The organism is Luminiphilus sp. nBUS_07 (assembly GCF_051201685.1).
Classification (GTDB): Bacteria; Pseudomonadota; Gammaproteobacteria; order Pseudomonadales; family Halieaceae; genus Luminiphilus.
Window position 1 is genome coordinate 2,363,046 of record NZ_CP179213.1, and the last position, 21,190, is coordinate 2,384,235.

The 21,190-nt window shown below is 52.6% G+C and carries 17 protein-coding genes and 1 riboswitch; of the genes, 8 read left to right on the top strand and 9 right to left on the bottom strand.

The window, feature by feature from the left end; translation table 11 throughout:
• Nucleotides 1–13 precede the first annotated feature (13 nt).
• Together ACMAZB_RS10490 and ACMAZB_RS10495 are read left to right on the top strand one after the other, a co-directional pair.
• Entirely contained in the window at nucleotides 14–385 is a 372-nt protein-coding gene (locus tag ACMAZB_RS10490; RefSeq protein ID WP_435217015.1) for a VOC family protein, read from the top strand.
• An 85-nt stretch (nucleotides 386–470) separates the two neighbouring features.
• Nucleotides 471–1,628 carry a DUF481 domain-containing protein gene (locus tag ACMAZB_RS10495; RefSeq protein WP_435217017.1) on the top strand — a complete coding sequence of 386 codons (1,158 nt, stop codon included), beginning with the start codon at nucleotides 471–473 and terminating at the stop codon, nucleotides 1,626–1,628.
• Here the strand turns inward: ACMAZB_RS10495 and ACMAZB_RS10500 are convergent.
• The 3 genes from ACMAZB_RS10500 to ACMAZB_RS10510 are packed head-to-tail and all read right to left on the bottom strand — an operon-like array spanning nucleotide 1,625 to nucleotide 4,993.
• Complete coding sequence (locus ACMAZB_RS10500; RefSeq protein ID WP_435217019.1) at nucleotides 1,625–3,349, bottom strand: mechanosensitive ion channel family protein; 1,725 nt, start codon at nucleotides 3,347–3,349, stop codon at nucleotides 1,625–1,627. The two genes, ACMAZB_RS10495 and ACMAZB_RS10500, sit on opposite strands and share 4 nt — an antisense overlap.
• Entirely contained in the window at nucleotides 3,346–4,416 is a 1,071-nt protein-coding gene (locus tag ACMAZB_RS10505) for a 3-deoxy-7-phosphoheptulonate synthase (RefSeq protein ID WP_435211660.1), read from the bottom strand. Before ACMAZB_RS10505 ends, ACMAZB_RS10500 begins: the two co-directional genes overlap by 4 nt.
• A 19-nt stretch (nucleotides 4,417–4,435) precedes the next feature.
• On the bottom strand, nucleotides 4,436–4,993 hold the full coding sequence (locus ACMAZB_RS10510; RefSeq protein ID WP_435217021.1) for a DUF501 domain-containing protein: 558 nt from the start codon (nucleotides 4,991–4,993) through the stop codon (nucleotides 4,436–4,438).
• Nucleotides 4,994–5,054: 61 nt separating this feature from the next.
• A riboswitch (cobalamin riboswitch) is annotated at nucleotides 5,055–5,211 on the top strand.
• A 99-nt stretch (nucleotides 5,212–5,310) separates the two neighbouring features.
• On the opposite strand from ACMAZB_RS10510, the gene ACMAZB_RS10515 reads away from it, so the two are divergent.
• The 4 genes from ACMAZB_RS10515 to ACMAZB_RS10530 all read left to right on the top strand — a co-directional run bounded on the left by ACMAZB_RS10515 (nucleotide 5,311) and on the right by ACMAZB_RS10530 (nucleotide 9,006).
• A complete protein-coding gene (locus tag ACMAZB_RS10515; RefSeq protein WP_435217022.1) occupies nucleotides 5,311–7,173 on the top strand; it encodes a TonB-dependent receptor plug domain-containing protein in 1,863 nt (620 codons plus the stop codon).
• An 11-nt stretch (nucleotides 7,174–7,184) separates the two neighbouring features.
• Nucleotides 7,185–7,793, top strand: a complete 609-nt coding sequence (gene cobO / locus ACMAZB_RS10520) for a cob(I)yrinic acid a,c-diamide adenosyltransferase (RefSeq protein ID WP_435217024.1) — start codon at nucleotides 7,185–7,187, stop codon at nucleotides 7,791–7,793.
• Nucleotides 7,794–8,405 (top strand): hypothetical protein, encoded by a 612-nt coding sequence (locus tag ACMAZB_RS10525; protein ID WP_435217025.1) that lies wholly within the window; start codon nucleotides 7,794–7,796, stop codon nucleotides 8,403–8,405.
• 64 nt (nucleotides 8,406–8,469) lie between these two features.
• Nucleotides 8,470–9,006 carry a hypothetical protein gene (locus ACMAZB_RS10530; RefSeq protein ID WP_435217027.1) on the top strand — a complete coding sequence of 179 codons (537 nt, stop codon included), beginning with the start codon at nucleotides 8,470–8,472 and terminating at the stop codon, nucleotides 9,004–9,006.
• Here ACMAZB_RS10530 and ACMAZB_RS10535 read toward each other — a convergent pair.
• Complete coding sequence (locus ACMAZB_RS10535) at nucleotides 8,998–9,795, bottom strand: class II aldolase/adducin family protein (RefSeq protein WP_435217029.1); 798 nt, start codon at nucleotides 9,793–9,795, stop codon at nucleotides 8,998–9,000. The genes ACMAZB_RS10530 and ACMAZB_RS10535 overlap by 9 nt on opposite strands.
• A 5-nt stretch (nucleotides 9,796–9,800) precedes the next feature.
• Entirely contained in the window at nucleotides 9,801–10,361 is a 561-nt protein-coding gene (locus ACMAZB_RS10540) for a winged helix-turn-helix transcriptional regulator (protein WP_435217030.1), read from the bottom strand.
• A 367-nt stretch (nucleotides 10,362–10,728) separates the two neighbouring features.
• Between ACMAZB_RS10540 and ACMAZB_RS10545 the strand changes: the two genes are divergently transcribed.
• Nucleotides 10,729–14,019 carry a TonB-dependent receptor domain-containing protein gene (locus tag ACMAZB_RS10545; RefSeq protein WP_435217032.1) on the top strand — a complete coding sequence of 1,097 codons (3,291 nt, stop codon included), beginning with the start codon at nucleotides 10,729–10,731 and terminating at the stop codon, nucleotides 14,017–14,019.
• A 90-nt stretch (nucleotides 14,020–14,109) separates the two neighbouring features.
• On the top strand, nucleotides 14,110–16,116 hold the full coding sequence (locus ACMAZB_RS10550) for an alpha/beta hydrolase family protein (protein ID WP_435217034.1): 2,007 nt from the start codon (nucleotides 14,110–14,112) through the stop codon (nucleotides 16,114–16,116).
• Between the two features lie 74 nt (nucleotides 16,117–16,190).
• Here ACMAZB_RS10550 and ACMAZB_RS10555 read toward each other — a convergent pair whose 3' ends face one another.
• The 4 genes from ACMAZB_RS10555 to ACMAZB_RS10570 all read right to left on the bottom strand — a co-directional run bounded on the left by ACMAZB_RS10555 (nucleotide 16,191) and on the right by ACMAZB_RS10570 (nucleotide 21,188).
• Nucleotides 16,191–17,789 (bottom strand): isocitrate lyase, encoded by a 1,599-nt coding sequence (locus tag ACMAZB_RS10555; protein ID WP_435211676.1) that lies wholly within the window; start codon nucleotides 17,787–17,789, stop codon nucleotides 16,191–16,193.
• 133 nt (nucleotides 17,790–17,922) lie between these two features.
• A complete protein-coding gene (gene der, locus ACMAZB_RS10560) occupies nucleotides 17,923–19,341 on the bottom strand; it encodes a ribosome biogenesis GTPase Der (protein WP_435217036.1) in 1,419 nt (472 codons plus the stop codon).
• A 3-nt stretch (nucleotides 19,342–19,344) separates the two neighbouring features.
• On the bottom strand, nucleotides 19,345–20,526 hold the full coding sequence (gene bamB, locus ACMAZB_RS10565; RefSeq protein WP_435217038.1) for an outer membrane protein assembly factor BamB: 1,182 nt from the start codon (nucleotides 20,524–20,526) through the stop codon (nucleotides 19,345–19,347).
• Entirely contained in the window at nucleotides 20,523–21,188 is a 666-nt protein-coding gene (locus ACMAZB_RS10570) for a YfgM family protein (RefSeq protein ID WP_435217040.1), read from the bottom strand. Before ACMAZB_RS10570 ends, bamB begins: the two co-directional genes overlap by 4 nt.
• Between the last annotated feature and the right edge of the window lie 2 nt (nucleotides 21,189–21,190).

Sequence of the window (21,190 nt, forward strand, 5' to 3'; positions counted from 1 at the left end):
AGAGAGAAACCCCATGATTGGATACGTCACTTTAGGCGTCACGAACCTTGATAAAGCGAAGGCTTTTTACTCGGAGCTATTAGGCGAAATGAGTGCCTCAACGTTGCTTGAAATGGATCGGATAGTATTTTTTGGCAAGGATATGGCCAACCCAATGCTTGCTGTATGCATACCCTATAACGAAAATGATGCGCATCCGGGCAACGGCAATATGGTGGCCTTTAATCCAGGCAGCAAGGAAGCCTGCGATGCGCTCTACCAAAAAGCGCTTGCCCTTGGCGCAACCTGCGACGGAGAGCCAGGACAACGCATACCTGACATGTTTTATGGTGCCTACGTTCGCGATCCCGATGGCAACAAGCTGTGCTTTTTCCAGTTTGGCTAATACCGGCAATGAACCCTGTCTAAAGCACGGAAGCACCGTGTTCTAGACAGGACAAGTTTTCTTTTCTCAAAGACAGGAAATATCCATGCGCTCCCTGTTAACCGTCCTCACCCTGTTGCTGACTACTCACGCTAACTGGGCATTCGCCCATAGCAATAATGATGTTGTCACAATGTACAACGGCGACCGTATCACCGGCGAAATCAAGGGGCTAGCCAATGGCGATCTCAAAATAAATCCGTCCTACGCTCCCGTGATTGCCCTGGAACTTCAGGATATCGCCTCCATAGATTCCAATTACAACTATGAAATTCTGACGGAAAACAACGAAAGGCTTTATGGCAATATTTCAAGCACTGAAAAAAAGGGTTCGCTGCAGTTCACCAGCATCGACAGCGACAAGGTAATACCCCTGCTCGAGATCACTGAAATACGGCCTATCGAGGAAAGTTTCGCCGAGCGGCTGCAGTACACCTTGGGCGCAAATTTCAACTTTGAACCCGACCTACAAACCTACAAGATCGAAGGCACGGTAACGTATGCCTCAAAGCGCGGGCAGACATCGGCGCGTGCAAATATTTTACGCTCCGACTACCGCACCCAAACTGAAAACGGCGAATATGAGGATGACTATTCCCAAACATCGGGATTGTTTCGATTGGAAAACGAACGCTGGTCAAACTTTAGAGATGATTGGTACCGAAGCTTTTCTGGTCAATACGATTACAACGACCAACTGAATAACTTTGGTCGCGTCTCGTTAGGTTCCGGTTTAGGACGCTATTTTGTCGATAGCGCTGGAATGCGGTTTAGTGCCTTGGTTGGCCTTCAGGGCATTTCAGAGCGCAGCAAAATCGAGACAGACCCTGAAACCGGTCAAGTCTTGCAACATTCGAACTGCCCTGGCGATCTGAGTGACGATAACTGCTCTGGTACGCTGGTTAAAGACACAGCTTACTCGGCTGAAGGGTTCCTAACGGGATCCTTCGTGATGTACAGCCTGACAAATGCGGATCTCGACATAAACATAACGGGCAGTGTCTACCCCTCCTTAACCGAAGACGACCGCTTGCGAGCCCACCTAGAAGCTGCGGTGAAGTGGGAAGCGGTTAGTGATCTAAGCATCAAACTGAGCCTGAATTCTGATTACGATTCGGGGAAAGAGAACGAAGGCGAGTCAGGTTCAATACCGCTAAAAACCATTGACTACAGCATATTATTGGGGCTGGAATGGGCGCCCTAAGTGGACGCCGCAGTGCCATCATCTGGCTCGTGATGAAAGTGGTGCAGGTCGCGCTGCGGGAAAGGTATGGTAATTCCCGCACGATCAAAAGCGAGCTTCACTTCTCGATGTAAAGTCCAATACGTAGGCCAGTAGTCTGCCGTCTTGACCCATGGCCGGACGACAAAATCAATCGAACTTTCCCCATGCCGGTGCACTTTAACCACAGTCTCTGGCTCTGGGAGTATTTCCGGAATTTGCGCCAACACCTCGGCTAACACCTGCTCCGCCTGCTCGATACTATCGCTGTAGCTGATACAGAACTCAGTATCGACACGACGCATGTTTTGACTCGTGTAGTTTCGAATTACATCGCCCCATATTTTGCTGTTGGGCACGATAAGGCTTTTGTTGTCAGTAGTCGTAATGGTTGTTGATACTAAATTCATCCGACGCACGGTGCCTTCAACGCCTGCTACGGCAATAAAATCTCCCACATCAAAGGGTCGGTAAGCTAGGATCATACCCCCTGCGGCGAAATTACTAAGCGTCTCCTGCAGGGCAAAACCCAAGATAAATCCCGCGACGCCCAAGCCCGCCAGCATGGGCGCCAAAGAAATACCCATCTGTGATAATGCAATAAGAAAACCGGCCGCCATCACACCGCCGCCAATCATTGAGACAGACACATCTCTCAAAAGCTGCGACATGCCACCGGGTCGCTTGTCGAGAGTGCGCTGCGCAAATCGCCGCGCAGCCCGACTGATGAATCGCGCCAAAAACACGATGCCAAGGAACACCAAAATGCGGAGCACCATATCGGGCCCCTCAGTGGTGAACCACCGACTGATTTTGGAGTAGATGTCGTCGATAACGACATTGAAAACTTCGAGGTCAACCATTTCGAAGGAAATGGCAGTTTGCTCCTCGATAACCGCGCGTTTCACTCTGGTGGTATCAAGACCTACACGCTGCATTTGCGTGGCGATACGCCCCAACCACGCTACGTCTAAAGCAAGAAGCTGCTCTGCGCGCAACAATGCTTCTTGTACCGATGGATCAGAGGACGGTGATTTTAGGCGGGATTGCAGGGCTTGCCGTTGCGCTTTCAGCAGCTGGAGAGACCCGAGCCGCTCATCTGCGTAATACAACAAGCTTCGGTTAGCGAGTTGCTCCAAAGTCCCTGCTGGAAAATTCAATGCTGCACGAACGTCTACCACGTCGATCATGTACTCCAGATAACGTATTCGCTGCTCATCCATGCTATCTATTTGCGCACGCAACAGCGCTCGATCTAAACCGCTGAGCGCGTCTAATCCCTCATGTTTTACGGCAATACGAGACTCAAGGAGCTCAAATCTTCGGGTAAAGCCCTCATCAAGCTGCTGATTACGCAGCGCCAACCTCGCCGCAAGTTCGCCGCGCTCTGGGGCGTCGTTATCAAGCTTCAGTATTCGCCCAGCAATTCTGCTGAACTGCTTCAGCACGTGAAGAGATTCCTCGTCGAGGTAAAAGCGCAGTGCATCCTCCGGACTCCCGTTAATATCGCCGGCCTCCTCCTCGGTCTGCCGAATGGCATAAAAAAGCGCCTCGAGGGAATCGAGCTCATCCGCTACCGTTAGGGTAGGTTGCGTTTCCAGATCCCCAGTTTCTTGGCTCCATATTGGGCCAGCAGCCACCAAGACAAACAAAGACACAGCCCAGCCGAAACTTTTAATTCGATAAAAGCACCTTGTGATCAAGAGTCACCCCCTCGGCTCAGTCGTCTTTGGGCCACGTTATCAGCAAGACGGGTCAAGATATCTTCAGTAGCAGCCCAATCGATGCAAGGGTCAGTAATGCTTTGTCCGTAAGTCAATGTCCCGCCCTCCACAACGTTCTGGCGGCCAGCCTCCAGAAAGCTCTCGATCATGACGCCAATAATGCCATCGTTACCACCCGCTACCTGCTGACCGATGTTGCTGAGAACTTCAAGTTGTCGCTTAGGCTGTTTACGGCTATTTGCATGGCTGGCGTCAATCATTAAACGATCGGGTAAGCCAGCTTGGCTTAGCAGCGCTCGCGCATCGTCAACCGCAAACATGTCATAGTTTGGCTGGTGTCCACCCCGCAGAATGACATGACAATCTTCATTACCCAGCGTTTCGAAAATCGCAGACTGTCCCTCTTTCGTAACCGAGAGAAAATGATGGGATTGACGGGCAGCACCGATCGCATCGACCGCCATTTGCACATTGCCATCCGTGCCGTTTTTAAAGCCAACAGGGCACGACAGCCCCGAGGCTAACTCACGATGCGTCTGACTTTCGGTTGTTCTCGCGCCTATCGCACCCCAACTCACCAAATCGGCTAAGTACTGGGGGGATATTAGATCAAGGTACTCAGTGCCTGTGGGCAAGCCCAGTCGATTCAGGTCTACCAGCAGTTGCCTAGCCAAACGAAGGCCCTTGTTGATTTGAAAGGAATCGTCCAAATCGGGGTCGTTAATCAAACCCTTCCAACCCACCGTTGTTCTTGGCTTTTCAAAATAGACACGCATGACCACCAGCAAACGATCATTCAACCGGTGGGCAAGGGGTTGGAGGCGTTTAGCATATTCAATCGCAGCATCTACGTCGTGAATGCTGCAAGGACCGACAACCACCACAAGGCGGTCGTCTTCACCTGCCAATACGTTGTGTATCGCCTTTCTTGCCTGAGTAACGTGGGCAGCAACCGTTTCGTCGAGGGGAATTTGGCTGAGTAACTCGCTGGGCGAAGCCAACTCTTTAAGAGATGAAATACGGGTGTCGTCGGTAATTGAAGGCATCGAATTTATAAACTCATGATTAAGCGCGGGAGGTAAGACTGGCAGGACCTTCGGCGAGAAGCTCGTCGACCATATCTCCTACAACGTTAGATTGGACACAGTGCGCGGCATACCACGTATGCAAGCAGCGAATTCTATTGGACTCCTGAATGCCGCCGATGCCGCGAGTAGTGAAAGCCCCCATCATACCAGACGACTCCAGAAATTCTCGTTCAGTCGGCGTCATTGTTGCAGCACGCAAGTCTTTGTGTCGTTCATGATCAGTGCGCATTTCCGCCTGCAATTCAGGCGAAGCGTTCACACGGTGCTGCAAAGAAGCGATGACTCCAGCAGCTTCGAAACGATCGATTGCAAGACAAAGTGCTGGATCGATCAACCAAAATACGGTTGGAAATGGCTTACCATCAACTACCGGAGCAACTTGAATAACCCGGGGCCGTCCTCGATCGTCCCACGCGACAATATCCCGAAGTCCTCTTGGCTCACGGTCTAAACACTGGCGAATGTAGGGCCTCCAGCGGTCTAAATCGGTGTGCCTCAATGTGCCTGGTTTCTTTTGATCGGTCATGAGCGGCATGATAACACCGCCTAAAACCTCCCAAACACCACATAAGGTTTGACGCCGCTTTCTTGCGCGAGTAGTGTGCGCCTCGTTAGGTGCTTGCCGGCCAACGTGGTCTGGGCAGGTTAAAAGGGAAACTGGTCACCGGTCACCAGCCGCTATTCCAGTGCTGCCCCCGCAACGGTAGGGAACGCTGTTCCAAGCCCGATACCTGCCTGACGTAACGTAAACCACAAAGCGGAGGGCTTTGCAGGGTGCGACTCCCCAGTTTTGGCTGGAGCCCACACCTGTGCTGCTGAGACAGCGCCTCCGCCTCATGCAGGAGCTGCGCTATGTTTCGCCCAACCGTCTACCGACCACTTGTTTTAACGTTACTCGTTGGCACTCCCGCTATGGCTGCTAACGCGGCAGCCGCCGACACTGAATCCATTGAGGAAACTGTCATCGTGGCCTCCCGCGTACCGACACCGCTCAGCAGAATCGGCGTATCTGTGTCTGTTACTGATCGTGAAACCCTAGAGGTTTTGGGCTACAGCGATATTGCTGACTTCCTCGATCTACAACCCGGCGTATCGGTAACTCGTGATGGTGGCCCTGGAAAATCAGCTTCGGTTCGTATTCGTGGGGAAGAAGGCTTTCGCACTCGAGTCGTTTTGGACGGTATCGATATCGCCGACCCCTCTTCCCCTCAAATCAGCCCGCGCATTGAACACCTCCTCTCTGAAGGGCTGCAGCGCATTGAGGTACTGAGGGGACCACAAGGACTCGCTTACGGGGCTGATGCCGGTGGGGTCATCGCCATAACGACGCGCCAACCCGAACAAGGAATGACCGCAAGCCTTACCGCGGAAGGCGGCCAGAACGGTTATTCAAAATTCGGGGGCTTTGTTGCTGGGGGCGCGGAAGTATTCCGAGGATCGCTATCCGTCACAGACTTGAGCACCGACGGCTTCAATGCCAGGCCCTCTGACAACCAATTGCGTGACGATGACGGATACAGCAACACCACTATCCATGGCACTGCCTCATTGAGTTTGACCGACGCTCTCACGGTGACGGGTAGCGTGCACGACATTAACGGCGATAACGACTATGACGGCTGTTTTGACACAGCGACTTTTGCTCAAATTGGTGCGTGTACCGACACCTTTGACCAGTCAGCGGTGCGAATCTCAGCAAATTTCACGAACGCAGTGATCGACTCGTCACTCAGCTATGAAAAATCTGACATTGAAAGAGCGTTTTACAGTGCCGATATATTGTCCTTTGAAACCGAGGGCGAGCAGGAAGAAGTTTCCTGGATTGGCTCCATGACCCCAGCGTTAGGACAACGGTTAACTCTGGGAGTCGATGCCGCTGACCAATCGCTTATCGATGGGGGCAACGAACGCAGTCGGGATAACCTGGGGATTTGGGGAGAGTACGACCTCGATGTCCTCGCCGGCGCACTAACAGTGGGGGCTCGATGGGATGACAACGACGATTTCGGCCAACACACGTCCTGGCGAATCAGTCTGCAGCAACAGCTCGCTGGCACCGATCACCCATTGATCGCAAGAGGCGCCGTTGGCACCGGCTTTCGGGCACCAAGCCTTTACGAAATAGCCTACAACGCGGGCCCCTTTAGTTACGCACCTGCAGCGACCACTGCACTGACCGAAGAAAAAAGCCAAGGTTGGGAAATCGGCCTGAGCTGGGGCCAACCTGACCAGCGGCTTGAGGTCACCTGGTTTGACCAGGAGATCGAAAACGAAATTTATTTCGATATGGCGAGCTTCTCTGGCTACCTTCAGGGCTCGGGCACGACAACGTCTCAGGGCTTAGAAATTGCCGGTGAGACCGCTTTTCTTGCGCGCTGGCGTCTTATGGCAAACATCACCTGGAATGAGACAGAGTCCAGCGCCAAACAACAAAGACCCTACCGCCCTGAATGGACTGCTGCGAGCAGTCTGCTGTGGCAGAACCGTTCTTTGGTCGCTGCTCTAACTGCTCGGTTCGCCTGGGACTCCGTGGATACCGCTGGAGCGCCCATGCCTGACACCGAACGGCTAGACGCAAGTCTTATGGTCAATGTAACCCAATCGCTTCGTGTGACAGGACGCATTGAAAATTTAACAGATAATCGCGACCCCCAAGTCAGGGATTACAATCAGATTCCGAGAGCCGCTTACCTGGGCCTTCGCTACAGTATTTAGAGGGCTTAGCTATGGAGAGCAATAACAAGGAGGCGCGTCACAAGCGCGCCATGGAAAAGCAGAAAACTTCCGTGGATGCGGGAGTAGCGGCGGCGACCATTGACAGAGGGGTCGCGGTCCTCCTGACGGGCGATGGCAAAGGTAAAACCAGCTCCGCTTTCGGTATGGTGCTGCGAGCTCTGGGCTACGGGCAAAAAGTTGGCGTCGTTCAGTTTATAAAAGGTGTGCAGCTGTCCGGGGAAGAGCATTATCTTCGCGATCACTGCCCGGAGGTAGAGTTTTACCAAATGGGTACGGGCTTTACTTGGGACACCCAAGACCGCAGTGGCGACATTGCAGCCGCAGAGCGCACCTGGGAAATTGCGGAGGCTATGCTGCAGAATGAAGCTCTAGATCTTGTCATACTGGACGAACTCACCTACATGCTCGCCTTTAAGTACCTTTCTGAGGACGCAGTTTTAACTGCCATTACAGGGCGCCCGCCTCATCAAAGCGTAGTTGTAACAGGCCGGGGTGGAGGCACAGAGCTGCGCTCGGTCATGGACACCGTATCAGAGGTCAAAGACATAGAGCATGCCTATCGCGCTGGCATACAAGCTAGGAAAGGGGTTGATTACTGAGTGGCCGTGCAACCCTTAAACAGCGACTCTATTGATTTTGGATGGTTTCTCACCTACAAATTTTTTAATTCATTATTTCTGGGGCTGTCTATTGGGGCAGTCTTTACCCTCTACGAACCCCTTTCACCTGCCATATTTTCCGCGGGAGGGATCGGGCTAGCATTAGCAACGCTTGTCGTGGCAACTCAATATCATAGAATTTTCAGCCCCTATTGGTTTTTTCGCCTCTCTGTAAGCGTTGAAATAACCATTTTGCTGGGGATTCTGGTCGTGCTTATATACCCTCTCGGCGAACCAGTAGCGCTGTTTGTCTACTTGGGGTACCAATTTACCTTTGCCTTGGGTAATTATCTCGTTCGCTGTGAGACGTTACTTTTTGTAGACAACCGGCGACTGGGGCAACTTGATATGGCAAAACAAGTGGCCTACTTGGTAGGCATGGGCTCTTCCTGGCTCGGCTACCAGATCTTCGCCACACAGTTTAATATGGTCGATAAAGTTAAGCAGGTAACCATGCTGCATTGGCCATTACTGGTCATTGAAGTCATCATCATTTTTTGCTTAATCTTTGCCTTTAGGTCATCACGGAAACGGGATACACACCCCGAGTAAGCCAAGTCGTTGCACCCCTGCTGGGCAGCCTCTGGTCAAACGGGACTCAAAATGAGGTAAAACCATGCCAAGATCATCGCTACTACTGCATGCTGGATTATTCGCACTGGGTTTATGCGGGCCTATTATCAGTATTGCAGAGCCTACAGAGATGGCGAGTGAGCTCCTTGAAACTGTGCAATCGGTCCGCGGATTGGGCGCCACCTCAATCAAAGATGGCGGCGGAGGTAGTGGCGGAGGTAGTGGTGGTAGCGGCGAAGATAATGTCGACCCCCCAAATGACCCGGAGACTGCGGTTCGTCAGGTCTACGAGGATGACGTGAATCAGCTCATAGTGAGCTCGGCAGGAGGATGCACTAGTTCGGGTTGCCACGGTCGTGCCGGCGCACCGGGCGGCTTACGCCTCTATAGTTCAGCCGAGGCTAACAGTGTCAACGATAACTATCAGTCATTCCTGAAGTACATTGGCGCCGAATCTGCCGATCGGCTCACCAGTAAGATTTCAGGTAATGGTCACGGCGGCGGTACCCGCTACGGTTCGGGATCTGATGAATACGCCACTATTGAGGCTTGGGCAGTATCAGTAGAAGCCCTACCCTAACAAATCGGGTTGCTCCGCCATAACGACATCGAACATTGGCAGAGCACTGAACCATCCTGCTTGCCTGCTACCCACCTGCTGTTGCGTATGCTTCGCCATATCTTCGGGTATCGGCCGCGGCGCACCTGCAGCCTCAGCGAGAAGCTGCGCCTGACAGCTACGCTCCATCGTGACATACCACCAGCAGGCTTCCTCCACAGAACCGCCTACCGTTAAATGTCCGTGGTTTTGCATGATAATCGCCTTTTTCTGCCCCAATATACTGGCTAGACGCTCACCTTCTGTCATGTCGACAACCACACCCGTGTAATCATCCAGCAATGCGTGATCTCCAAAGAACGCGCAGGCATCCTGAGTAATAGGATCTAGTAATCGCCCCAAAGATGACCAAGCCTTACCGTAAATGGAGTGTGCGTGGGCGGCTGCAATAACCTCCGGACGCGACTGATGAATGTGACCATGAATGGTGAAAGCGGCACCGTTTAAAATACCCTTACCTTCAACAATCTGTCCGTCGTGATCGACACGAATCAGATCGGACACACACACCTGCTTAAAAGAACGCCCCATGGGGTTCACCCAAAACGTTTCGGTATCGATAGGATCACGAACCGTAATGTGTCCTGCGACGCCCTCATCAAACCCAAATTTTCCAAAAATACGGAGCGCTGCAGCCAAACGTTGTTTGCGAAACCCCTGCTCCTCTTCAGGCGTGCGTTGCGCACCATCTGGGCCCGCCAGTATTTTATCCGACGCATTCATCACGAGTTGATTAACTTGCTGATTCATGTTTTTTACTCACTTTTAGGGTTGTCCTGCAGCGCAGAAAACTCTGCAGCTGCAGCAGGTAATGCTGCTTCCGGTGGCACTGTAGCTCCTACCTCCAGCAATGACTTGATAAACATTTGCATTATGGGTCCAGGGCGTGCCGACACTTCCTCTGGCCGGAGCGAATCGCCGCACTCACTGCAACTTAGTACGGGTTTGGCAAGATTTCCGCAGCCGGCATGCCAATACTCAGTAGGGGGCCCCTGCCCTTTGTCCAACCAGGCATCACCCCAATTGCCCAAGGTCATGAGCACAGGGTAGAGCCCTAAGCCCATTCGAGTTAGACGATACTCGTAGCGAACCGGCCGGTCGCAGTACGGGACCCGCGTCATCACCCCAGCCTCCACTAGGCCTGCTAAGCGCTCAGACAGGCGATGGCGGGTAACTCCGAGGTTTCGATAGAACTCATCAAAGCGGCGTGTGCCCTTGAAAGCGTCTCGAATAATTAAAAGAGTCCAACGCTCACCAACAACAGAAAGCGCTCGAGCAACAGAGCAAACCTGCGTGTCAATATTTTCCCATTTCATAGCGACAGCATGCGACGGATACTAGGTAAAACACAAGGATACTAAAACATTGGCAACATTATGATGGTTACGGCGCGCCGCTCAGGCACCCTAACAAACCAAGGCGTCCGCAGCCGCGCCTGCGCATCTCAGGAGCTACAATTATCAGCTGACTACACCATTGCTGCGACCCAACCCGAGTCCCCAACAGTTTTTATGGCAACTACTACCCCATTATTCGTTGTGGCCGGAGCCTCTCAGTACAGTGACTGTCATCACATAATTCGGATATAATTTCGCAAACTCCACTCAAACAGCGTCGAGCACTCCCAGATCGAAGTTAATTCGCAGATGCTGCACAAATACTCGAACCTATGGAGGGTTTATCATGCGGTTCAACACCCAGCGAGATTTACTCGCAGTTACCGTCGCGCTAGCCTGCTTGGGCTTTAACAGCGCCAGTGCACAAGTAACCGAAAGCAACGCAGTCATTCAAGAATCGGCGATCGAATCTGCTGCTGCAGACGAAGCCTTGCCAACACCTCAAGGAAGCGTTGAAGAAGTCGTTGTTACTGGATCAAGACTCCGCAGAGATACCTTTTCAAGCATCTCACCCCTACAAATCATTACCACAGAATTTGCAAAAGAGGCGGGACTCATTGACGCAGCTGACATTCTGCAGGGCTCGACTGCGGCAACTGGTCAACAGATTGACCTCACCTTCCAAGGCTTTGTGTTGGACAACGGTCCCGCTGCATCGACCGTTGACCTCCGCGGACTTGGGGCAAATCGCAACTTGGTTCTGATCAATGGGCGACGGGTATCACCCTCTGGTGTTGAAGGCGCACCGGCAGCACCGAACCTCAACTTACTGCCCAGATCACTCGTCGAACGCTACGACATTCTGTTGGACGGCGCCTCCTCTGTTTACGGATCCGATGCCATTGCCGGTGTCGTTAACGCGATCCTGCGCAAGGACTTCGACGGATTGGAAGTCGAAATTTTCGGTAACCAACCCGTTCAAAGTGGCGGCTCAGACACCACCGTGACCGCTAGCTGGGGATTTAACACCGACCGTGGCGTTTTTGGTATTGGCGCTGAATACGTCGACAGCACCAAGGCAGCTCTGGCAGACCGCGATTGGACCAGTGACTGCGAAAGCAACGTGGAGATCGATGAGAACGGTACGATTCGTACCCAAGATGAATACTACAGTTCTATCGGTTACCCCAGCTACGGTAATTGCTCCTTCGGCAGTGTAGCGGCGAGAACCTTTATTCCGTCGATCGACGCCGGCAGTATTTATTACACGCCCGGTTACTCTAACGGAGGTTGGGGTAACTTTTCTGAGTCAGGGGACCCTTACACAGGTCTTGGTGCCGACGGCAATGGTGATGGCGTTGGTGATATCAACCTGTACGACTACGATCTGAACGGCAAACCCGCCTCTTTAGCTGCGGACCTGTTTCCCGCATCGACGCGTTATAACGTGATGGCCTATGGTGAATACACGTTTGAGGGCGAAGCCAACCTAACCCCCTACTTCGAGGCCAACTACTCGTATCTCGAGATCGATTCAAAGTCAGGCGAGGGCCAGCTGTTTCCAGAGGTGCCCGCGAACAACCCTTACAACCTATGTAACCCTAATCAACCCGACGGTGTCGATTGCGGATTAGCAATGGGAGCCTATCTCGACAACCCCTCTATTGCCGCAGGCATCGCCAATCAATTTGGTTTAACCCCAGCGCAATTTCGTGACTTCGGCATTGTAAACTTGTACCCGGGCGCTTTAGGGCCCGTGCCCACAACCCCGATCGTTTCTGTTCGTGGCGACCGCAATATCACTGAGGTGGAGCAGTCGCAGATGCGCTTCGTCGCCGGCATCAGCGGTGATATTCCCTTCATGAATTTTGGTGCCGTCGAGGACTGGAGTTTCGACGCCTATGTCAGCTACTCGCTGTCTGAGGGAACATCGATTCGCTATGGCGTCCGAGAAGACCGACTGAACTATTCGTTGGGTTATTACTCTTCCACATCGACACCCTGCGAAAATGACTTAGGTGCTGCACTGCGCGCCGACGCCACAGCGGGCTGTGTTCCTGTGAACATGTATGCACCCTCGTTGTACCCCATCGGTGAGGTCGTTGGTGACTTTGGCTCACAGGCAGAACGCAATTACTTGTTCGACACGCGTACTTTCGACACTGAATACGAGCAAATCGTGGCATCAGCCTATGTCACTGGCGACATCTTTGAGCTGCCCGCTGGTGAAATTGCTTTAGGCTTGGGGGCAGAGGTCCGTTTCGACGACATCAGCTCTAACCCCGATGCCGTGGCGGCCGAAGGCCTCTTCTGGGGTTTTTTTAGCGACAAAGGTGCACAGGGTGACCGTCAGGTCAACGAAGTTTTCGCGGAAGTGGAGATTCCTCTACTTGCCAACAAGCCTCTCGCCACAGAACTCAGCGTGAACCTTTCCGGACGAATCACCGATGACGAGTACTACGGAACCAACACGACAGAGTCCGTCAAGATTGGCTGGCGCCCTGTCGAGCCCCTCTTAATTCGCGGTACTTGGGGTACCGCGTTTCGTGCCCCCAACCTCCGAGAGTTGTTCCTGGCCGGATCTACTGGATTCACCAATGTTGCCGACCCTTGTTACATTCCTGACGGTGCATTTGACGAATTGACAGGCGCCTACATTCCTGAAAATGACAAGCGCGATCCCCAGATTCTGGCTAACTGTGTCGCTACCGGCGTGGATCCTACAATTGCGGACAACGGCGGCTTCAATACCTTTAGTGTCGAAGTCTCTCAGGGCGGCTCCCTCGAGCTGGATCCTGAAGAGTCTGAGTCGTGGACCGTGGGCTTTGCTTTTGAGCAGGACTTCAGCAACAAGTTTGATTTTTCAATGGGCATGACCTACTACGAGATCGACATCACCAACACAGTGATTGAGCCTTCAACGGGCTTCATCATTAGTGATTGCTATGGCGATGAAGCCGGCAACGGCGCTAGTGTCTTTTGTAACCGAATCACCAGAGACCTCACTGATCCTACCAACCCACAAATTACTTCAATGGACTTGGGTTTCATTAACCGAGACCAAGAAGTAGCCCGGGGCATTGACTACAATATTTTCTTCGGAGACACACTGAATGTGGGCGTGCCCATCGATTTCAGGGCTAACTTAACCGCAAGCAAGCTGCTAGAGCGTTCAACTGAGTTTGTAAACCCTGATGACAGCGTTGATAGAGAAACCTACCAAGGTGAATGGGGCTTCCCTGAGTGGCAGGCCCAGCTCGCATTGCGCTTTACCTGGGACCGCTGGACAGCAACTTGGGAAACTCGGTACCTCGACAGTGTCGGCCAAGACCCTGAAAGCGTTGACCCCTTCGATTCAGTAGCCGGTGCGTCTGAAACTTGTTTTGGACCACCCAATGATGTGCTTTGCCGGGATTTTGCCGAAGCTGGCAGCTACCTGCTTCACAGCACATCACTCTTTTTTGATGCTGATTCGTGGACCATAGGCGCAGGCATACGTAACGTTTTTGACAAAGAACCACCCACGGTAGACGGTAGTGAGGTTCTCTCCTACTCCAATACGCCCATCGGCTACGGTTATGACCTGCAGGGTCGAACCATATTCTTTGACGTCGTTTATCGCATGGGCGGAAGCTAAGGCCTACAGAGGTAAAGCCTGTAACTGTAGCTGGAGGCGCGTGAAAGCGCGCCTCCGCATTTCACTCAACTATTGACACAGGACACCACAATGCTTCGTGTTCTTACTGCCATTCTTGCACTTACCCTTCTTTCGTCCAACTGGGCAACAGCGACTCCTTACCCCATAGATCAATGGGCTCGCCGGGCCGCCATCAGCAACATTCAAATATCACCTGATGGGCGCTACCTTGGGCTAAAAAAAGTCTCCGGTAAGGGAGCCAATCCGGTCATCGAAATCTACAACACCGACGATCTCAGCGCCGAACCCTTTCGGGTCAACGCCAACCCCATGGAAATCATCAGCTTTGATTGGGTATCCGACGACAATTTCGTTTTTCGAGCCCGTCAAAAAGTACGTGACCAGGTTGAAGGCTTCAATCGCGGCGTTTATGAAACCCGCATTGCCCTAGTAGATGTCGGGGAGAAGGCCATTGAAGTCATTGAAGAGCGCGACCCTAGCATCGTCAGTGTTCTGCCAGAAAAGCCCGGAAAAATCATGATCTCTTTTTCTGAAGGCGGAAATCGAGACGTAGGGCAACGTTTAGAAGCGGCTTTTCGCCCCAGAGCTTATTGGGAATACGACCTAAAACGCGAGTCTAAAAAACTCGTGATACGCGGCAAGATTTCATTAGGAAATATCGACTTTGACGGCGCGGGCAACCCCATTCTTGCAAGGGGCTTCGACCTACAGGAAGGCGAATTCATTTGGTATTACCGCGAAGCCTCGAGTGATGACTGGGTCGAATTCCACCGGCAGCACGAGGACTCCTACGACAGCTTCCAGGTTTGGGGGAAAGACCCTAGCCTACCCGGAAACTTTATTGTCGAAGCCAATAATGGCAGCGACACGACGGGACTGTGGTCATTTGATCCCAAGACGCGTAAGTACGCTGAGTTGCTGTATCAGAGGCGAGACAACGATATCTGTGGAGTGCGTTATCACAGCAACCGCTGGACCCACTACCGAGAGATTACCGGTGCCGTTCATTGTGGTGCCAACATAGAGATTGAGTTTTTCGACGCCTCTGAGGCGGCCCTGCATCAACAGCTAATGACCGCAATACCCAACGCTGATGCCCTGCGAATTACCAGTCGATCAAAAGATGGCTCGTCGTTAACGTTGCGCAACGCAGCCCCTAGAGACCCCGGCACCCATTACCTTTTCCATAAAGGCAAACTGCAAATTGTGGGAGGTGAGCGACCTTACTTTGCTTCCGCAGATCTGGCTGACGTGAGGTTTATTACCTACCCGGCCAGGGATAAGACGCCTATTCCAGGCTACCTAACGGTACCCAATGGCAAGCCGCCCTTTCCCTTGGTCGTGTTACCCCATGGAGGCCCGTTCGTAAGAGAGGTGGTTGTCTTCGACGAGTGGGCACAACTCCTCGCGAATCACGGCTATATGGTGCTGCAACCGCAATACCGTGGGTCTAGAGGATATGGTCAAGCTTTCTATCAGGCAGCCTTTATGAACGGAGGCCAAGGCGGCTACTTAATGCAAGACGACAAGGATGATGGCGTCATATACCTCGTTGAGGAAGGACTAGCCGAAGCCGAGAATGTGGCCATGTTTGGCTGGTCTTATGGTGGTTACGCCGCCCTGGTAGCGGCTTCACGCAGCCCTAACGCCTATCAATGTGTCATAGCTGGGGCCGCTGTTTCGGACCCGCAAATGCAGGTTGATTACTACAGGTATCGCCTCAGAGGATCGAGTAAGCTCGAGCAGCTCGCGATGTGGGATGACAGCATTTCGCCCCTAGAGGAAGTTGATAAGGTGAACGTGCCCGTGCTTTTAATTCATGGCGACGTTGATCAGCGCGTGCCGGTTGATCACGCGGAGAAGTACTTGGCCAAGCTTGGGGACGCCGAAAAGCAACACACCTACGTTGAGTTGGAGGGCGCTGATCACTTCTCCAACACACTGTTTTACGATCATAAAACATTGCTCTACACCTCAATCCTGAACTACCTTGCCAATGAGTGTGGTCTGGAGAACGGCATGAGGCCTAATACACCCTCGAGCGAAATTGAACCAACGGTAGCGCAGCAACCCTAAACCCATCGATAGCGCCACAAAAAAAGCCCCCGCTCCTTTGGAACGGGGGCTTTTTTTTACCTAAACAATCGCACTTAACCAAATTGGTTCATGGTGTTATCCGCACCACCTGCCTTGAGCGCAGCGTCACCAGAGAAGTATTCTTTATGGTCGTCACCCATGTCAGAACCCGCCATGTTTTGGTGCTTAACACAGGCGATACCCTGACGAAGTTCCTTGCGCTGAACCCCCGCGACGTAACCCAGCATACCGGCTTCGCCGAAGTACTCCTTAGCCAAGTTGTCGGTTGAAAGAGCCGCCGTATGGTAAGTGGGCAGTGTAATCAGGTGGTGAAAAATCCCTGCTTCCCGAGCGCCGTCAGCTTGAAAAGACTGAATACGCGCATCAGCTTCAGTCGCTAATTCAGTTCCATCGTATTCGGCACCCATGAGGGCATCACGGTCGTAGGCAGCCATGTCTTGACCCGCTTCAGACCACGCATCAAATACCTGCTGACGGAAGCTGAGAGTCCAGTTAAAGCTTGGGCTGTTGTTATAAACCAACTTAGCGTTGGGTACGGCTTCCCTGATGCGATTCACCATACTGGCGATCTGACCCACGTGGGGCTTCTCAGTTTCAATCCAGATGAGGTCGGCGCCATTTTGCAGCGAAGTAATACAATCGAGGACCACGCGATCTACCCCAGAGCCCTTCTTAAACTGAAACAAACCTGATGCTAGTCTTGCAGGCTTCAACAGTTTGCCATTGGCCTTAACAACAACGTCACCGTTGGCAATGTCGTCGGCTGAATCGATGTAATCACCGTCTAGGAAACTGTTGTACTTGTCACCGAGGTCCCCAGGGGCGTCTGTGACTGCGATTTGCTTGGTCAGACCTGCGCCCAGCGAATCGGTTCTCGCCACGATAATGCCATTTTCGACGCCCAACTCTAAAAAGGCGTAGCGCACAGCGCGGATCTTAGCCAGAAAATCGGCGTGGGGTACGGTAACTTTGCCGTCTTGGTGCCCACACTGCTTTTCATCAGACACTTGGTTCTCGATCTGGATGGCACAAGCACCTGCCTCAATCATGCTCTTAGCCAAAAGATAGGTGGCTTCCTCGTTGCCAAAACCGGCGTCTATATCGGCGATGATTGGCACAACATGGGTTTGAAACTCTTCGATTTGCTTAGTGATGCCCTGCACTTCCACATCATTTCCAGCGGCTCGCGCAGCATCGAGAGCCCGAAAAAGCCCACCCATCTCGCGGGCGTCTGCCTGTCGTAAAAAGGTGTATAGCTCTTCAATAAGGCTGGGCACCGATGTTTTCTCATGCATTGACTGATCGGGAAGCGGGCCAAACTCTGAACGCAGAGCCGCGATCATCCAGCCTGAAAGATACAGGTACTTTTTATCGGTGGTTCCAAAATGCTTTTTAATTGCAATCAGCTTCTGCTGACCAATAAAACCATGCCAGCAACCCAAAGACTGTGTGTAGTGCGCGGGATCTGCGTCATACGCATCCATATCCTTGCGCATAACGTCTGCCGTATATCGAGCAATGTCGATGCCAGTTTTGAAGCGATTCTGAGCGCGCATCCTAGCGGCGTACTCGGGGTTGATGTCGGCCCAAGATGATCCTGCCTGGGCAACTACGCCCTCTAACTCGCCAATCGTATCCAAATAATGACTCATAACGACTCCTTTAAAGTCTAGGGAATTGGGCTCAATGAGACCGCTGAATTAAGTAGACCGCGATGCTAATGGGTCAGGAGGTATTTTTAAAGAAAATGCTAAATATTATTAGCATTCACTGGGTGAATGTTGCTTATTGTCCCTTACGCTGCTTCTTCTTCTTCTCAGCCTTTTTAATATGGGACATGAGGCGTTGTCGCCGACTCTCTTGACGCTGGGTCAATTTATTACGCTTACCCGCATAGGGATTATCACCCGTGCGATATTGGATACGTATAGGGGTGCCATGAAGCTCTAGCACGCGACGAAACGTTTTTTCCAGATAGCGCGCGTAACTAGAGGGAAGCGCGTCGGTTTGACTGCCGTGGATCACCACGATTGGAGGGTTCTGACCTCCCGCGTGCGCGTAGCGCAACTTCACCCGACGGCCATTAACCAGCGGCGGCGGATGAGTGGCAACGGCATCTTCGAGAATGCGAGTTAATTTGTTGGTATTGAGTGAGGTGGTTGCGGCTCGGTGCGCCTGATGTATGGACTCATAAAGGTGCCCAACCCCGGTACCATGAAGCGCCGAGATAAAATGTATATCAGCGTAATCGACAAACTGTAGGCGACGATTGAGCTCAGAGCGAATCCAGTCGCGCTCATCGCTGGCAATACCGTCCCATTTATTAATGGCGACAACCAGACCACGACCCGCATCGATGCACTGCCCCAAAAGGTGCAGATCTTGCTCAACCAGCCCCTCGTGGGCATCCATCAATAAAATGACAACATGGGCTTCGTTGATCGCTTTAAGTGTTTTAACGATCGAAAATTTCTCGACCACTTCACGAACGTTCTTGCGTCGCCGCACACCCGCAGTGTCAATCAGCGTGTACGCCTGATCATGACGCTCATACCTGATATAAACGCTGTCTCGGGTGGTCCCTGGCTTGTCAAACACAACGACCCGCTCTTCCCCAAGCAGGCGATTAACTAGGGTAGATTTCCCCACGTTAGGGCGCCCCACTACAGCGACACGAATACTGGGGTCATTGAGGGCATCAGCGGGTGCTGCTTTGGGCAACGCGTCGATAACACTGGTAATCAACTGCAGCACGCCTCGGTTATGCGAGGCCGCAATCGTGTGTAATTGAGGGCAACCTAGACGATAAAAGTCGCTGGCAGCGATATCCTCCCCAACTCCATCAATTTTGTTGACGACCAAGTGGAAAGGCTTACTGCGCTGACGCAAATAGGCAACCAGACTTTCATCTCCCGGATGCAATCCTGCTCGGCCATCAACAAGGAGCAGTACGATATCAGCTTCATCGATGGCAACCCGTGACTGATCCGCCATAGCGGCATCGATGCCCAATTCCTCACCGCTAATACCGCCGGTATCAATAACGATAAACGGGGCATCACCTATCTTCCCCTCACCATACTTTCGGTCTCGAGTGAGCCCTGAGAGATTGGCAACTAGGGCATCCCTCGATCGTGTCAGTTGATTGAATAACGTCGATTTACCAACATTGGGGCGCCCAACTAAGGCGATAACAGGAAGCAAGTGCTACTCCAGCCCCGCCACGTCATAGGCCATGAGCTTGCCGTTGTTACTGTAGATATATAGCCGATTACCTTGTGCAATCATATCCGCACGCGCGCCACTACCATCGGGGCGAGTGCGACCGACAATGTCACCGTCTACCTGAGAGAAAAGGTGCAGATAACCCTCAAAATCAATCAGCGCTACATAACTTGACACTGTCGTTGGCCTACTAAGTCCACGGTAGCCCAGCTGAATGTTTTGCCATCGCACGCCCTGCCCATTGCGCAAATACGCGCTCACGGTCCCATCCTGGTCAGCCACGTAGACGTTACCAAACCCCACCGCGACACCGGAAACTGAGGATACATTTTGCTGCCATATTTTACGGCCTACGCGCAGGTCTACAGCGGCAATGCGCCCTTGATAGCTCGCGGCGTAAAGCTCTCCGCTCTGCATAGCCATGCTGCCATCAATATCGACAATCCGTTCGATTTCAGATCGCCCCTGAGGAATAGCAACACGCGCCTCCCAAGCAACACTGCCATTATCGAGGGATAGAGCCAGTACCTTCCCGTCAGCAAAGCCCGCGATAGCAAAATTATCGACCACAATTGGTGTTGAGGTGCCTCGCAGCGTCAGAACCGGCACATCACTTAAATGCACCCAGCGCTGCTCGCCAGTTTCGTGGTCAAAAGCAATAAGCTTACCGTCATACGTCTGGGCGACCACCAATTCACCATTGCCCTGGGGTGCAGCCAGCACCTCGCCCGATACCTCAGCTCTCCAGACCTCTGAGCCGTCGCTGGCATTAAGACGCAACACAGTGCCATCAGCACCGCCCAAAAATAAAGAATTTTGGTGATAGCCAACCCCGCCGGAAATCGCAAGGCCCAACTTAGCGGACCAGAGCTTCCTCCCGTTAGTGGCATCAACTGCCGCCACCACACCTTCAGCCGCAGCGACGTACAGCGTATTCTCAGCCAGCACAGGCGTTATCTTATAAAAGCCCTTACCCTGCCCATCACCAATCGATGTGGACCAACGCTTGGAGAGTTTGACCTTCTGATCGATATCAGTGAGCTCCACGGGCTCCGTCGGGTCGTACTCATCATCCGAGAACCAACCGCCAATAGTTTCACAGCCCGCCAGCGTTGTAACAGCCAAACAGACGGCCACTAATTTAGGTAGCTTTAAACAGTTCAAGAGGCCTCCTCAGCTGGCGCTAGACGGGATTCAAGACTCGTTATTTTTGTATCCAAAATACCCGGTGGGTTGCCCAGCGCCAGCAGTACGGCGCGCGCTTCGCGGTAGGCACTTAACGCCTCAGCGTGTCGGCCCTCAGCTACTAAAATATCACCCTTCGCCGTCGCGTAAGCCGCCGGATACGCACCTTTGTTTGAGTCCAAAATAGCCAAGGCGGCTGTGGTATCACCTTGGTCGGCCAGCACTCTAGCTAGGCGCAGTTGAATCAGTTGTCCAAGCTCAGAGTTCTCACCCTCTTTCGTCAGAGCCCAGCGCAACTCACTTTCTGCAACATCCAAGTCACCTGCTTCAACCGCAAGAGCGGCAAGCTGAAGTGCGGCAAATCGTGCATAAACCGTCCCGCTGAAGTCGTCCTTCAAAGATTCTGCTAAGGCATTAATAGTTTCGATCGAACCACTATCGTCAGACTGCACTGCGACCTCTATGGCACCCCATGCGTCTGAGGCCATTTCGGCCTGCTGCGCTGACCAGCCCTGATACTGCTGCCAGCCCACCGTACCAGCGACTGCCAATACGACCCCCGCCATCGTACTCTTGCCGTTTTCATCCCACCAACGCTTGAGTGCTTCAACCTGCTCGTCATCTTCTAGATGATCTGCCATGC